16 protein-coding genes are annotated in these 14,081 nt (G+C 37.7%); 13 read left to right on the top strand and 3 right to left on the bottom strand.

Annotated elements, in window-relative coordinates; translation table 11 throughout:
• Positions 1-2: 2 nt before the first annotated feature.
• From mtnW to BANA01_RS02510, 5 genes are all read left to right on the top strand, one after another.
• Positions 3-1,205: a 2,3-diketo-5-methylthiopentyl-1-phosphate enolase gene (mtnW, locus tag BANA01_RS02490; RefSeq protein ID WP_063251651.1), complete on the top strand. Its 1,203-nt coding sequence runs from the start codon at positions 3-5 to the stop codon at positions 1,203-1,205.
• Positions 1,206-1,877 carry a 2-hydroxy-3-keto-5-methylthiopentenyl-1-phosphate phosphatase gene (locus tag BANA01_RS02495; RefSeq protein ID WP_063251512.1) on the top strand — a complete coding sequence of 224 codons (672 nt, stop codon included), beginning with the start codon at positions 1,206-1,208 and terminating at the stop codon, positions 1,875-1,877.
• Positions 1,871-2,500, top strand: coding sequence for a methylthioribulose 1-phosphate dehydratase (locus BANA01_RS02500; protein ID WP_063251513.1), 630 nt, complete (start codon positions 1,871-1,873; stop codon positions 2,498-2,500). Before BANA01_RS02495 ends, BANA01_RS02500 begins: the two co-directional genes overlap by 7 nt.
• A 26-nt stretch (positions 2,501-2,526) precedes the next feature.
• On the top strand, positions 2,527-3,060 hold the full coding sequence (locus BANA01_RS02505) for a 1,2-dihydroxy-3-keto-5-methylthiopentene dioxygenase (RefSeq protein ID WP_063251514.1): 534 nt from the start codon (positions 2,527-2,529) through the stop codon (positions 3,058-3,060).
• A gap of 262 nt (positions 3,061-3,322) precedes the next feature.
• Positions 3,323-3,559 carry an aspartyl-phosphate phosphatase Spo0E family protein gene (locus BANA01_RS02510; RefSeq protein ID WP_235847044.1) on the top strand — a complete coding sequence of 79 codons (237 nt, stop codon included), beginning with the start codon at positions 3,323-3,325 and terminating at the stop codon, positions 3,557-3,559.
• A gap of 9 nt (positions 3,560-3,568) precedes the next feature.
• Here BANA01_RS02510 and BANA01_RS02515 read toward each other — a convergent pair whose 3' ends face one another.
• Positions 3,569-4,300 carry a ZIP family metal transporter gene (locus tag BANA01_RS02515; RefSeq protein WP_063251516.1) on the bottom strand — a complete coding sequence of 244 codons (732 nt, stop codon included), beginning with the start codon at positions 4,298-4,300 and terminating at the stop codon, positions 3,569-3,571.
• Between the two features lie 339 nt (positions 4,301-4,639).
• Between BANA01_RS02515 and BANA01_RS02520 the strand changes: the two genes are divergently transcribed.
• The 4 genes from BANA01_RS02520 to BANA01_RS02535 are packed head-to-tail and all read left to right on the top strand — an operon-like array spanning position 4,640 to position 8,099.
• The gene (locus BANA01_RS02520) at positions 4,640-5,467 is read left to right on the top strand and encodes an electron transfer flavoprotein subunit beta/FixA family protein (protein WP_063251517.1); all 828 of its coding nucleotides are present in this window, start codon (positions 4,640-4,642) and stop codon (positions 5,465-5,467) included.
• 28 nt (positions 5,468-5,495) lie between these two features.
• A complete protein-coding gene (locus BANA01_RS02525; protein ID WP_063251518.1) occupies positions 5,496-6,536 on the top strand; it encodes an electron transfer flavoprotein subunit alpha/FixB family protein in 1,041 nt (346 codons plus the stop codon).
• Positions 6,520-7,815 carry an FAD-dependent oxidoreductase gene (locus tag BANA01_RS02530; RefSeq protein WP_063251519.1) on the top strand — a complete coding sequence of 432 codons (1,296 nt, stop codon included), beginning with the start codon at positions 6,520-6,522 and terminating at the stop codon, positions 7,813-7,815. The genes BANA01_RS02525 and BANA01_RS02530 overlap by 17 nt, the downstream gene beginning before the upstream one ends.
• Entirely contained in the window at positions 7,815-8,099 is a 285-nt protein-coding gene (locus BANA01_RS02535; protein WP_063251520.1) for a ferredoxin family protein, read from the top strand. Before BANA01_RS02530 ends, BANA01_RS02535 begins: the two co-directional genes overlap by 1 nt.
• A gap of 125 nt (positions 8,100-8,224) precedes the next feature.
• On the opposite strand, the gene BANA01_RS02540 is transcribed toward BANA01_RS02535, so the two are convergent.
• Positions 8,225-8,572: a hypothetical protein gene (locus BANA01_RS02540; protein WP_063251521.1), complete on the bottom strand. Its 348-nt coding sequence runs from the start codon at positions 8,570-8,572 to the stop codon at positions 8,225-8,227.
• A gap of 218 nt (positions 8,573-8,790) precedes the next feature.
• On the opposite strand from BANA01_RS02540, the gene BANA01_RS02545 reads away from it, so the two are divergent.
• Entirely contained in the window at positions 8,791-9,300 is a 510-nt protein-coding gene (locus BANA01_RS02545; RefSeq protein WP_063251652.1) for a hemerythrin domain-containing protein, read from the top strand.
• A gap of 26 nt (positions 9,301-9,326) precedes the next feature.
• Here BANA01_RS02545 and BANA01_RS02550 read toward each other — a convergent pair whose 3' ends face one another.
• Positions 9,327-10,565, bottom strand: a complete 1,239-nt coding sequence (locus tag BANA01_RS02550) for an MFS transporter (protein WP_063251522.1) — start codon at positions 10,563-10,565, stop codon at positions 9,327-9,329.
• A gap of 149 nt (positions 10,566-10,714) precedes the next feature.
• On the opposite strand from BANA01_RS02550, the gene BANA01_RS02555 reads away from it, so the two are divergent.
• The 3 genes from BANA01_RS02555 to BANA01_RS02565 all read left to right on the top strand — a co-directional run bounded on the left by BANA01_RS02555 (position 10,715) and on the right by BANA01_RS02565 (position 14,071).
• Complete coding sequence (locus BANA01_RS02555) at positions 10,715-11,704, top strand: phosphotransferase enzyme family protein (RefSeq protein ID WP_063251523.1); 990 nt, start codon at positions 10,715-10,717, stop codon at positions 11,702-11,704.
• A gap of 134 nt (positions 11,705-11,838) precedes the next feature.
• The gene (locus BANA01_RS02560; RefSeq protein WP_063251524.1) at positions 11,839-12,279 is read left to right on the top strand and encodes a MarR family winged helix-turn-helix transcriptional regulator; all 441 of its coding nucleotides are present in this window, start codon (positions 11,839-11,841) and stop codon (positions 12,277-12,279) included.
• 97 nt (positions 12,280-12,376) lie between these two features.
• Positions 12,377-14,071 (top strand): M3 family oligoendopeptidase, encoded by a 1,695-nt coding sequence (locus BANA01_RS02565; protein ID WP_063251525.1) that lies wholly within the window; start codon positions 12,377-12,379, stop codon positions 14,069-14,071.
• The last annotated feature ends 10 nt before the right edge of the window (positions 14,072-14,081 follow it).

The following is a 14,081-nucleotide window of genomic DNA, read 5'->3' on the forward strand; positions in this document are numbered from 1 at the left end:
AATTGACTGAATTAATAGCTACCTACCTAGTTCATGGTGAAAAAAATCTAGAAAAAAAAGCTGAGGAAATTGCTTTAGGTTTGACTGTCGGTTCATGGACGAACTTACCTGAACTAGAACAGAGTCAATTACGCAAGCACAAGGGCAAAGTAATATCGACTGAGGGAATAAATGAGGAACAGTCGATAATCCGTATAGCATATCCAACGATTAATTTCTCTAATGATATTCCTGCTATTCTGACTACCGTTTTTGGAAAACTTTCATTAGACGGAAAAATAAAATTAATAGATTTACAGTTTGACAATGAATTAAAAAGTAAATTTCCTGGACCCAGATTTGGGATTGAAGGGTTACGAGAAAAACTTGGGGTTTTTAACCGCCCCCTATTAATGAGCATCTTTAAAGGAGTTCTTGGGAAGGATATTCGTTTCCTAACAGAGCAATTAAGGCAGCAGGCTCTTGGTGGTGTTGATTTCGTAAAGGATGACGAAATTCTTTTTGAAAATGAGCTGACTCCGTTTGAAAAAAGAATTTCAGAAGGCAAAAAAGTGTTACAGGAAGTATTTGAACAAACCGGACATCGCACTTTGTATGCGGTAAATCTAACAGGAAGAACATCACAATTGAAGGACAAAGCACGGAAAGCAAAAGAGCTTGGTGCAGACTTGTTACTTTTTAATGTTTTTGCCTATGGATTGGACGTTCTGCAGGAGTTACGCGAGGATGATCAAATTGCATTGCCATTAATGGCTCATCCTGCTGTAAGCGGGGCGTTAACATCATCTTCCCAGTATGGCCTCTCTCATTCTTTATTACTAGGTAAGCTGCTTAGACTTGCTGGTGCTGATTTGTCGCTATTTCCATCACCATATGGAACAGTGGCATTAGAGAAATCCTCTGCTATTTCTATTGCAGAAGAATTAATCAAAGCGGACACTATAAAGCGGTCGTTTCCTGTCCCTTCAGCAGGCATACATCCAGGTTTAGTGCCACTCTTGATTCGGGACTTTGGGATTGAATCTGTTATTAACGCTGGAGGCGGCGTTCATGGTCATCCAAATGGTGCCCGCGGCGGCGGACTTGCATTCCGCCAAGCAATTGAAGTGAATCTTCAGGGTAAGACATTAGCCGAAGGTGCCGAGCTATACCCAGAGCTTAAGAGCGCATTACAGTTATGGGGAAATCGAGAGGTGTCAGTATAAATGAAGCCTGTCATCTACTGTGATTTCGATGGGACGATTACAGAGAGTGATAACATCATTGCAATCATGAAAAAATTTGCACCACCTAATTGGGAGAAAATCAAAGACCAAATATTATCACAAGAGATTTCCATTAGTGAAGGTGTAGGAAAATTATTTGCAGAATTACCAAGCAGCAAAAAAGAAGAAATTACAAAGTTTGCCATCGAAAACGCCAGGATACGAGAAGGGTTTTCTGAATTTGTGGAGTTTGCAAGAAAAGAGAATATCCCTTTGTATATTGTCAGCGGTGGAATTGATTTCTTTGTTTATCCAATTCTTGAAAAATACGGTCCGTTTGAAGGGATTTATTGTAACCACAGCGATTTTTCAGGGGAAAATATAAAAATCCTATGGCCGTATACCTGTGATTCTTTATGTGAAAATGAATGCGGGTGCTGCAAGCCTAGTATTATCCGTAAGCTAAATAAAGATGGAGATATCTATAAGATTGTAATCGGTGATTCCGTAACCGATCTTGAAGCGGCTAAACAAGCAAATTTCGTGCTGGCAAGAGATCTACTGGAGAAAAAATGTTCTGAATGGGGTTTAAATTATAAAGGGTTTACTACCTTTTATGATTGTATAGAAGAAATTAAAGATCAGATTGAGGTGAAGAGGACATCATGTTAAAAGAAAAATGGCTGGAATTAGCAGATATAAAGGATGAACTAGCTGAGCGCGATTGGTTTATGGGAACAAGCGGCAACCTTGCTATTAAGGTAAGTGATAATCCTCTGCAATTTCTGGTTACCGCGAGTGGTAAGGATAAACGCAAACGTACAGAAGAGGACTTTTTGTTAGTAGATGAATTTGGGTATGCAGTTGAAGAAACTCACTTAAAGCCTTCTGCAGAAACGCTGCTTCACGTCGAAATTTATCGTAAAACCAAAGCAGGCTGTAGTCTCCATGTTCACACCATAGATAATAATGTAATATCAGAGGTTTATGGTAATCAGGGTGAGGTGACGTTTAAGGGGCAGGAGCTGATTAAGGCTTTCAACAAATGGGAAGAGGACGCAGTGCTGACGATTCCAATTATTAAAAACTATGCTCATATCCCAACGCTTGCACATGCATTTTCTGAGCATATTAAAGAAGATTCGGGTGCTGTATTAATCCGTAATCATGGTATCACTGTATGGGGAAGAGATGCATTTGAGGCAAAAAAAATTCTTGAGGCCTCTGAGTTTTTATTTAAATACCAATTACGCTTACTAGAACATAAGCCATACCAGTTATTTAAAGTTGTATAAATTAATAGGGGAGAGTTGATCAGATAATGGCATATATTACATTTCAAAATAGAGAAGACAAAATTCAAAATCAAGAAGAGGTAGCAAGTTTTCTAGCAACACAAGAAGTAATTTATGAAAATTGGGATATTACAAAACTTCCAGCTACGCTTGTTGAAAAGTATCTTTTAAGTGATGAAGAAAAAAATGAAATCCTAAATGTTTTTTCAACTGAAATCTCAGATATTTCTGCTAGAAGAGGATATAAAGCGCAGGATATCATTTCATTGTCTGATAATACTCCAAATTTAGATACCTTGCTAACAAACTTCAAAAATGAGCACCACCATACGGATGATGAAGTTCGCTTTATCGTAAGTGGTCATGGAGTGTTTGTAATCCAAGGAAAAGACGGTGAGTTTTTCGAAGTTCATCTTAATCCAGGAGATCTAATTTCAGTTCCAGAAAACACAAGACATTATTTTACACTAGAAGAAGATCGAAAAGTAGTCGCTATTCGTATTTTTGTTACTACAGAGGGCTGGGTACCAATATACGAAAATGAAGAAATTCATCAATAATTTGTTAACTGGCTGCTAAAAAGCCAGTTTTTTTTGTGTTTTAGTAAATGTATTTACTAAAACATTACCAAAATCAGATGGAAAATTGTCGTAAAAACAAAGAACAGCATGTGAAATTTGTCGAATAATGCAATAAAATGCTTGTTTTGTCTACTTTTGCGAAAGTATTTACTTTTTACTAAAATCTTGTCATAATTCATCAAGTAATCAATTTTTTAACAGTTTAGTGTAAAAGAGTAAGGAGTAGGTGGAGAGATTGTACATGGATAGTTATAACCCTTCTGAGATGCTTAACGCAATAAAAGTCAAACGAGCAATGATGATAAATTGTGCAAATAAAAAAGGATTCACAAGTGAAGAAACAATAAAATACAGCCAAGAATTAGATGTATTAATAAATGAATATCAGAGAGCAGCCCAGCAATTTCCGCGGCCAAATGAAGAAGTGAAATTCGCATTTAATCAAATGGTAATGATATGGCCGAAAGTATTTGTATAGGATTAGCACTTAAAAAATATCTATTAAAAAAACCATAACTAAAAGACCAGTAATAAATGCATAAGTAGAAACTCGTTCATTACCATCTCCGTGGCTTTCTGGAATTAACTCTTTATAAATAATAAACAGCATCGCTCCTGCCGCAAAAGAAAGACCATAGGGGACAAGCCCTTGGACAAACGAGGTTAAATAAAAACCTATAAAAGATGTGACAATTTCAATTGCACCCGTTAGAGTAGCCAGTAAAAAGGCCTTGAGTTTGCTTATTTTTTGATTAATTAAAAACAGTGCAACAAGAAGGCCTTCTGGTGCATTCTGAAACCCAATTGCCAAAGCGATTAAATTCCCCGTATCTTCTGTTTGCGAAGCATAGCTGACACCGACCGACAAACCTTCTGGAATATTATGCAGTGTAATCGCTGCAATAATTAACAAAGCCTTTTCATCAAATTGGATTCCATACCTATTATGTTCAAGATCAATATGCGGAATTTTTTTTTCGAGAGTTGTTAATGATAAAACCCCAAAGAATACACCGAGAGATAGTGAAATAAAACCCCCAAGCTTCAAGGCTTCAGGAATAAGCCCAATTGTTGAGGCAGCCATCATAATCCCTGCGCTAAAAGCCAAGAGCATATCCATCCAGCGGTGTGTAAGAGATTGATTTATAAACAGAATAAAAAGGGCACCCGCTCCAGTTGATAAAGCAGAAAGAACGCTTCCTACAAACACTTCCATCATGCCAGCCTCAAACCTTTCATTCATTAAAAATTTTGCAATATGAATTAAACTACATATTTAGACAGAAACTGTGATTTTTATCATTGTCTATATCTGAATATTTCTTATAGTTAAATTAGTACTATTCTTATTACTATTTCCACACCATGAGGTTCTGCTAATCTTATACTCCTAGATTTTACTTCAATCCCTAAATTTATCAATTTAGAAAAAAGAATCTATCATTGTTTGGTACTATGCTTGTGTTGCGATACATATATCGTAATATGGCATTTTTTATAACCAAGGAAGGCAAACGCTTTCAAACAAACATAGCAATTATGGGGAGGGAAGTACTACATGCACATTGTCGTATGTGTAAAACAAGTACCAGATACTAAAATCATTAAAATCAATCCCAAAACAAACACACTCGACCGGAGAAGCGCACCAGCCATTTTGAATCCTTATGATGCTCATGCTGTGCAAGAAGCTGTAAGCATTCGTGAAAAGACCGGCTGTACGATTTCAGTTTTGTCCATGGGACCGCCGCAAGCGACAGCAATAATTAAAAAGAGTGTTGAGATAGGTGCTGACCGGGGGTATTTAATTACGGACCGTGCCTTTGCCGGGGCAGATACACTTGCAACCAGCTATGCCTTATTTAAAGCATTAGAAAAAATTAACAAGGAAATTCCTATTGATATGATTATTTGTGGAAAGCATGCTATTGATGGGGACACGGGTCAGGTTGGACCTGGAATTGCTAGGAGGTTAGATATACCACCTGTAACCAATGTAATTGAAGTTACTGAAGTCAACCAAGAAGAAAAAACCGTCTTAATCAAAAGAAAATTATCTAGCGGCTATGAGCTAATTCAGTCAGAAATGCCATGTCTTCTTACCGTTGAAAAAGAAATAAACCAGATTGAATACTCTCCAATGCCAAATATGATTAAAGCTGCAAGATATGAACCTATCATTTGGGCAGTTAGTGATCTTGAAAATGTTGACCGTGTACAGCTTGGACTAAAAGGTTCGCCAACAATTGTTGGAAAAATGTTTACACCTCCACGTCCTGAAGGCGGAAAGAGAATTGAAGGTTCCCCGGATGAGCAAGTTAAGCAACTTATGGATATCTTGCTGGAGCAAAAAGACGTATTAACATTACAGTCATCTAAACAATAATAATCTTTTGGTGCAGGGAGGGGTTTACATGAATTTTGATGATTACCGTGGTGTTTGGATATTTATTGAACAAAATGGCGGTAAAATTGAAGGAGTTTCACTAGAGCTGCTGGGTGCAGGTCGAAAGCTTGCCGACAAGTTACAAGTTCCGTTAGCCGGTTTTTTACTTGGGAGCGGAATTAAATCATTGGCAAACCAAGTAATTGCCTATGGTGCAGATGAAGTATATCTGGTTGATCATCCGGTCTTGAAAGATTATCGGACTGAATCCTATATGAAGGGTGTTATGCAGCTTGTTCCAAAATACAAACCAGAAATTATTCTTTACGGTGCCACACCAAACGGAAAAGATTTAGCGAGTGCAGTGGCAACTGATTTGGTAACTGGTTTAACTGCAGATACCACCACGCTTGATGTTGATGTGGATAACCGTTTGCTGGAAGCTAGCCGTCCTGCATTTGGCGGTAATATTATGGCTACAATTCTCTGTAAAAAGCATCGACCGCAAATGGCGACTGTAAGACCTAAAGTAATGAAGGCCCTTGAGCCAGATACAGGAAGAACAGGTAAAATTATTGAGGAAAGTATTACCCTGAGAGAAGAAGAAATGCGCACAAAAGTCCTGCAAATTGTGAATGATGTAACAAAAAAGGCAAATTTAGCTGACGCACATGTTATTGTCTGTGGGGGAAAAGGAATGGGGGATATCCAAAACTTCCAAATTCTTTATGAACTAGCTGATACGATTGGAGCAACGGTCGGCGGTACAAGGGATGTTGTTGAAGCAGGATGGTTACCGCATGAACTGCAAATTGGTCAAACTGGTGAAACCGTAACCCCAAAAATATACTTTGCGATTGCTTTATCCGGAGCAATCCAGCATGTAGTAGGCATGAAAAATTCAGACCTCATCATCGCTATTAATAAGGATCCAAATGCACCGATATTTGATGTTGCCACATACGGAATTGTAGGCGACGCATTGGAAATTGTCCCTAAATTAATACAGCAATTTAAACAGCTGAGAAATGAAAAAGGCGGTGAAATGAGCTATGCCAGAAAAATTTGATGTCATTGTGGTTGGGGCAGGACCTGCAGGTACTTCTTGTGCTCTAGTTTGTGCACAAAATGGCTTAAACGTGTTGCTTATTGAAAGGGGAGAATATCCAGGAAGCAAAAACGTAATGGGCGGTGTGTTGTATCGAAAGCAAATGGAAGAGTTAATTCCAGAGTTTTGGAAAGAGGCGCCCCTAGAAAGGCCTGTTATCGAGCAGCGTTTTTGGATGATGGATAAGGAGTCTGTGGTTCAATTTGGTTATAAAGGACTTGAATGGGGAGTAGAGCCATATAATAACTTTACGGTATTACGCGCACAATTTGATCAGTGGTTTGCAAAAAAAGCAGTGGAAGCAGGGGCACTGTTAATCAATGAAACAGTTGTAACTGAATGTATTGTTGAAAACGGTAAGGTTATTGGTATCCGTACGGACCGTCCAAATGGAGAGGTCTATGCTGATGTTGTTGTACTGGCAGATGGGGTAAATTCCCTTCTCTCAAAGCAGTTAGGGTTCCATAAAGAATTCCGTCCTGATGAAGTTGCATTAACTGTAATGGAAGTTATTAACTTACCAAAGGAAAAAATTAATGATCGTTTTAATCTAGAGGATAATCAAGGGTGTACCATTGAAATATTCGGTGATTCAACAAAAGGAAATCTAGGAACGGCCTTTTTATATACGAATAAGGATAGTTTGAACATTGGAGTAGGTACCACTCTTTCAAGTATGATCAAATCAAAGATGAAGCCATATGACCTTCTAGACTATTTAAAAACACATCCAATGGTTAAACCAATGCTAGCAGGTGGAGAATCAGCAGAGTACCTTGCTCACCTCATTCCAGAGGGAGGCTACCGTTCGGTGCCCAAAGTAGCTGGAAACGGTGTAGTGGTGGTTGGAGACGCTGCACAGCTTGTTAACGCAATCCATCGTGAAGGTTCGAACATGGCAATGCATTCTGGTTTATTGGCTGCTGAATCTGTTATTGAGGCGCATCACCGTGGGGACTTTTCTGAGTCCACCTTAAATATCTATCGTCAGAAGCTTTATGATAGTTTCATAATCAAAGATTTAGAGAAATATAAGGATGCCACACATACCTTTGAGAATAATCCACAATACTTTAAAGAATATGTACCGATGATGAACAAAGCAATGAGTAAATTCTTTACGGTGGATGGAACTCCAAAACGTGAGAAACAAAAAGAAATCATGAAGAGTGTAACAGCGGAAAGAGGAACGATTAAAGTAATACAAGATATCTATCGTGCTTGGAAGGCGGTGAAATAATGTCAACTAAGAATATCGAAGAAAAACAGTACCTTCTTCGTTTTAAAGCTGATACCAAATCCCATCTTACTGTTATGGACAATGATATTTGTATGACAAAATGCCCTGATAAAATTTGCACCATCTTCTGCCCGGCTGAGGTATATAAATGGGAAGGATTACGGATGCAGGTTGGATATGAAGGGTGCCACGAATGCGGCAGCTGCCGGATCGGCTGCCCGTACCAAAATATTAAATGGGAATATCCAAAAGGCGGACATGGAATCGTATTTAGATTAGCATAATAAAGTTGAAGTGTTGCTTGCGAAAGCCGGCAGCACTTTTTTAATTATTTATTAACACTATATGTGGTTTTTTTCACAAGTGAGGTTAAAAAGAAGGTGAAGCAGAAGGGGGATATTTTTGTGGTTTAACTGATTTTCTCTTGTAGGTTTAAAATGGAAAGTTGATCTTGTTTACTCGCAGAAACTAGAGAACAGGCAAGCTCGTGAGCACTATCCATCGATATCATAGTTCGAGAACAATAGAATGGTTTTTTCCAATTCAAATCACCGTCACAATTTGAAGGATAGATACATACTTTCCAATGATAGAAAATCCTTGGCTGCGAGAGCTGTTCTCCTTCAACTGCAATGAGCCAGTGGGTGAAAGGTGAATCATTTTCATAAGAACTCAATTCTTTAAGTGCCAGCAGGTCGTTAAAACCAATTGGAATTAATGCCTTTTGATAAAAGTCATGATAATTAGGGGTTTTCAAGATTTTAGCCCTCCCTTTTAGGTTCTAACTATATTATATGATAGTTTTTAAGATTTTTTGATTAAAAATGTTAAAATTTTTCGAAAACTTTAGTGATTGCCATTATTAGTACTTTAATTCTTTGTCATCATGTGATGGGTGTCACAACAATTATTGAAACCAACTCTTATACTAAAGATAAAATCTTTAAGAAGAGGTGTTTGTAGATGAGTGGCTGTATGAGTAGTTTTGGAGGAACTTCTCCGGTAGAACTTAGTAAAGGGCTTCGTCAATTGAAGTCAGAGCACCCTCCGTTATTAGCACAATTAGAGGGATTATTTAATTTAACTAAGCAAATCCAAGAAGATTCTGGTATTGAAAATATATTTGAAGAATTGATTATAAAGGTTCATGAATTTAAGGCAGCGCTTGATCCGCATTCAGAACGGGAAGAAGGGGTTCTATTTCCAATGATGGGTGTATATATAGGCACAACATCTGGACCTATTGCAGTTATGGAATATGAACATGATCAGGCTAAGGCAAAAATTCACGAATTCCTGGAGAAAGCCGGCAGCAGTAAAACAGACCTAGAAAAGAAAAACTTAAGTGACTTAGTAAAGAATGCATACTTTATCTTAACCGAGCATTTTGCAAAAGAAGAAAATGTCCTTTTCCCTATGGCAGAACGGATGCTTTCAGAAGATGAAAAAGAAGAGTTAAGCTGCAGAATACAGGAAATAAATTAAGGATGGGCACTAGAGCCCATCCTTTTCTATTCCTCTTGATTCCATTCTCGGACCATTTGATCACTTGGAAGGAGGAAAGCCAATAATCCCAGCAATGGCAGAAATCCAATCGAAGAAACCATGACTGACATACTAAATAAATCTGCTATATATCCCAGTCCTACTGAACCGATAGCCCCCATACCAAAGGCGAGTCCCACTGTTAACCCAGACATTGTTCCGATTTTCCCTGGTACTAGCTCTTGTGCAAAAACGACAGTTACTGAAAAATTGGTCATTAAAATAAATCCGGTGAGAGTTAGAAAGATAAATGCAATAAAAGATGGTACAAAAGGAATAAGTATGGAAAATGGTATAGTCAGTAACAACGAAACAGATATTAATTTTTTCTTCCCGAACCGGTCAGCCAGCGGACCGCCAAAAAACGTACCAAATGCTCCGGCAATTAAAAAGGCAAAGAGGAAAAGCTGTGATTCCTTAATTGTGAGGGAGTATTTTTCAATGGCAAAGAACGCGTAAAAATTTGTCATCCCTGATATATACCAAGATCTTGCAAATATAAGTAAAAGAATTAAAAATAAAGACTGTTTAACTTTTTTTGTTAGACCAATATTTTTACCTGCGGTTGAATTTTTCTTCTTTATGAAAGAAAGATTTTCAACTAATCTCTGCCTATACCAATTAGCAATATAGAGTAGTAACAATACTGCCAATGCTGCCACTAGCGAAAACCATGAAGCTCCTTTCTGTCCTAGTGGTACAAGGATTAGCGCGGTAATAAGCGGAGCTAATGCCTGCCCCGTATTTCCGCCAACTTGATATATCGATTGTGCAAGCCCTCTTCTACTGCCTGCAGCCATATAAGCAACCCTAGAGCCTTCCGGATGAAATACGGCAGACCCAAAGCCAATGAAAATGACCGACAAAACGATTAAACCAAATGAAGGTGCAAATGCTAATCCAAGAACTCCGCAAAGAGTTAAGGAAAGTCCTATTGGTAAAGCAAAGGGCATTGGTTTTTTATCCGTGACTGCTCCAATAACGGGCTGGAGGATTGACGAAACCATATTTAAGGAAAAGGCAATAATACCAAGCTGTGTGAAGGATAACCCCATCGATTTTTCAAGAATTGGAAACATCGCAGGAACAACAGCTTGTATGGCATCATTTAGTAAATGGCATATCCCAATAATAAATAGAATATTAAACATAGTCGTATCTGAGGATTTTGCTGTATTTGCAGACACTGTAGCTGGTTGACTCATTATCTACACCCCTGTTAAGAAATTATCAATCTTTTAATAATCCTATCTTACATAACTTCTCTAAAAATGAGAAATGGAATGTTTCTAAGTTCGGAATAATTAAATATAATGAGGGAGAAGGACATTTATGAACGATAAAGGGGATTATAATGGAGAAATCAGTTGAAATTTTATTTAAGGAAACTATTCTTAATTACTTTCTAGAAATCTTTCATTTGCAACCTGAGGTGAAAAAACTAGGAGATTTTGAGAATTATGTTTTCGAGGCTTATCGTGGGGACACCCCTGTGATTTTGAGAATCACACATAGTTCACATCGGAACAAGGATGAACTGCTTGCTGAGTTAGATTGGATGAATTATTTACATAAACAAAAAGTAAATTGCCCTGAGGCATTCAGCTCATTAAAAAATGAATTAGTTGAAGTCTTGTCAGCTAGTGATGGTTCGTATTTTTATGCCTGTTTGTTTTCCAAGGTACCTGGCACCCCTGTGAAAATTAAAACATCAGAATTTAATAATCAGTTATTTCAGGCGTGGGGCAGAGCGATAGGCCAGATGCATTCTATCACGAAGGAATACCAGCCCAGCAAAGAGATAAAGCTTCGCCCTACTTGGGAGGATGAGGAATTACTAGATATTGAAACCTATGTGCCAAATGAGAAAGAGGTCATTAAGAATACTAAATGGATCATTAAAAGGATAAAATCTCTTTCAAAAACCAAGGATAATTTTGGGCTTATCCATAGTGATATTCATTCAGGCAATTTTTTTTATGATGGTAATTCGGTTTATGTTTTTGATTTTGATGATTGTAGTTATCATTGGTTTGCTTCAGATATTGCAATCCCGCTTTATTATTCCGTTTTATATGGATACCATAGTGCTAGTATAATGGTGCGAGAACAGTTTGCGAGCAATTTCCTATTTCATTTTATAAAGGGGTATGAGGAGCACCACTTATTGCCAGAAGGATGGAAAGAACAGCTGCCATTATTTTTCATGCTAAGAGATATAACTCTTTACTCTGTCCTGCATAAAAAAATCTCACCTGAAGAAAGAGATGATGGAATAAATCAAATGTTAGAGGGATTGAAATCAAGAATTATAAAGAAAGAACCAATTGTAAAACTAGGTTAAATTGACACCAAACCAAAAGTTTTTTATAATAATCTTGAAGTCGAGATAATCAGAAAAGCAGAAGCACCTTGTCCAAGGGCTTATGATCCTGGACAAGGTGCTAAGCTAGACATAAATAAAAAGGATGATTCACAATGGAAAATGATTCTGTTTCCCAATCACTGAAGCTTTATATTGTTTTATCCAGAGCTTATAAAGCAATTAATGAGCATGTTAATAAAGTTATTCAAGCAAGCGGATTAAATCCAACTGAATTTGCCGTATTAGAGCTTTTATATCATAAGGGTGATCAGCCTATGCAGCAAATCGGCGGGAAAATATTACTAGCCAGCGGAAGCATCACCTATGTTGTCGATAAGTTAGAACAAAAAGGATTTTTAGTAAGGATTGCTTGCCCTAACGATAGAAGAGTAACCTTTGCACAAATTACCGATAAAGGGAAAGAGTTTATTCAAGAAATCTTTCCAGAACACGCCCAGCAGATTCATTCACTGATGTCTAGTTTGACAGATTCCGAAAAACAGGAAGCAATTGAATTGTTGAAAAAACTTGGTTTGCCAGCTGGTAAATTTTAATACGGCATTTGCCGTATTTTTTTTGTTTGAAGGAATATTAATGGATAGTGTCGAAGAATAAATGTTGGAAAAAGTTTGATATAAAGGAGATGTATCAATGAGATTTGAAGAGTATACATATATCCGGCCAAACCTTGATGAAGTAAAAGCAAGATTTGAGGCCGCAATCGAAAAGTTTGCGAATGCTTCTTCTCTAGAAGAGCAAAGTGCAGCCATGAACGAAGTGAATGAAATTAGAAATGATATTGGGACGATGTTCAATCTTTGCTATATTCGCCATTCTGTTGATACGAATGATGAGTTTTATAAAGCAGAGCAGGATTATATGGATGAAGTTCAGCCTGAAATAGAAGGGCTTGTAACAAAATATTATCAGGCATTAGTAACTTCTAAATTTCGGAGCGAATTAGAAGCGAAATGGGGTAAGCAATTATTTGCGCTCGCAGAAGGGCAGCTAAAGACTTTTAAACCAGAAATCGTTCCTTTACTTCAAAAGGAAAACCGTTTATCGACAGAGTATACAAAACTAATTGCTTCAGCAAAAATTAATTTTGAAGGGGAAGAAAGAACACTGGCTCAATTGGAGCCGTTCACCCAATCAACAGACAGAGAAACTAGAAAACTCGCGTCTGAAGCAAAGTTCGGTTTCTTAGCCCAGCATGAAAGCGAGCTAGATCGTATCTATGATGACCTGGTGAAGGTAAGGACTGAAATTGCCCATGCATTAGGTTATAAAAATTTTGTTGAACTAGGCTATTATCGAATGATGAGAACGGATTATAATGCTGAAATGGTGGCAAACTTTCGTCAGCAGGTGAAGGACTTTATTGTTCCGATTGCAACGAAACTAAAAAGAAGACAACAGGACCGTATCGGTGTTGAACAGTTAAAATACTACGACGAGGGCTTTAACTATAAAACAGGTAATGCTATTCCAAAAGGCACTCCTGAATGGATTATTGAAAATGGTCAAAAGATGTATGAAGAACTATCTAAGGAAACAGGAGAGTTCTTTAAATTCATGCAGGATAACAACTTAATGGATCTTGTGGCCAAAAAAGGTAAAGCAGGAGGCGGGTATTGTACTTTTATCGAAAACTACAAGGCACCGTTTATCTTTTCAAATTTCAATGGAACCTCAGGGGATATTGATGTACTAACACATGAAGCCGGTCATGCATTCCAGGTTTATTCCAGCAGGGATTTTGAAATCCCTGAATATTATTGGCCAACTTACGAAGCTTGTGAAATTCATTCCATGAGTATGGAATTTTTCACATGGCCATGGATGGACCTTTTCTTTAAGGAAGATACCGATAAATATAAATTTTCGCACCTAAGTGATGCGTTATTATTTCTTCCATATGGAGTTTCCGTAGATGAATTCCAACACTGGGTATATGAAAATTGGCAAGCTTCTCCGGAAGAACGTAAACAGAAATGGCGTGAAATTGAGAAAAAATATTTGCCGCATAAAGATTATGATGGAAATGCTTATTTAGAGAATGGCGGCTTCTGGCAGCGGCAGGGACATATTTTTAACTCGCCTTTCTATTATATCGATTACACATTAGCCCAGATTTGTGCCTTCCAATTCTGGAAACGTTCGAGGGAAAATCAAGAAGAGGCCTGGGCAGACTATGTAAATCTTTGTAAACTGGGCGGAAGCATGTCATTTACAAAGTTGGTTAAAGAAGCTAATCTGATTTCACCATTTGAGGATGGCTGCGTAGAATCGGTAGTTGGCGAAATTGAAAACTGGTTAAATTCGGTTGAAGATCAAAAATTATAATAACGAAATC

Origin of the sequence: Neobacillus niacini NBRC 15566 (genome assembly GCF_001591505.1) — a bacterium.
Classification (GTDB): Bacteria; Bacillota; Bacilli; order Bacillales; family Cytobacillaceae; genus Neobacillus; species Neobacillus niacini.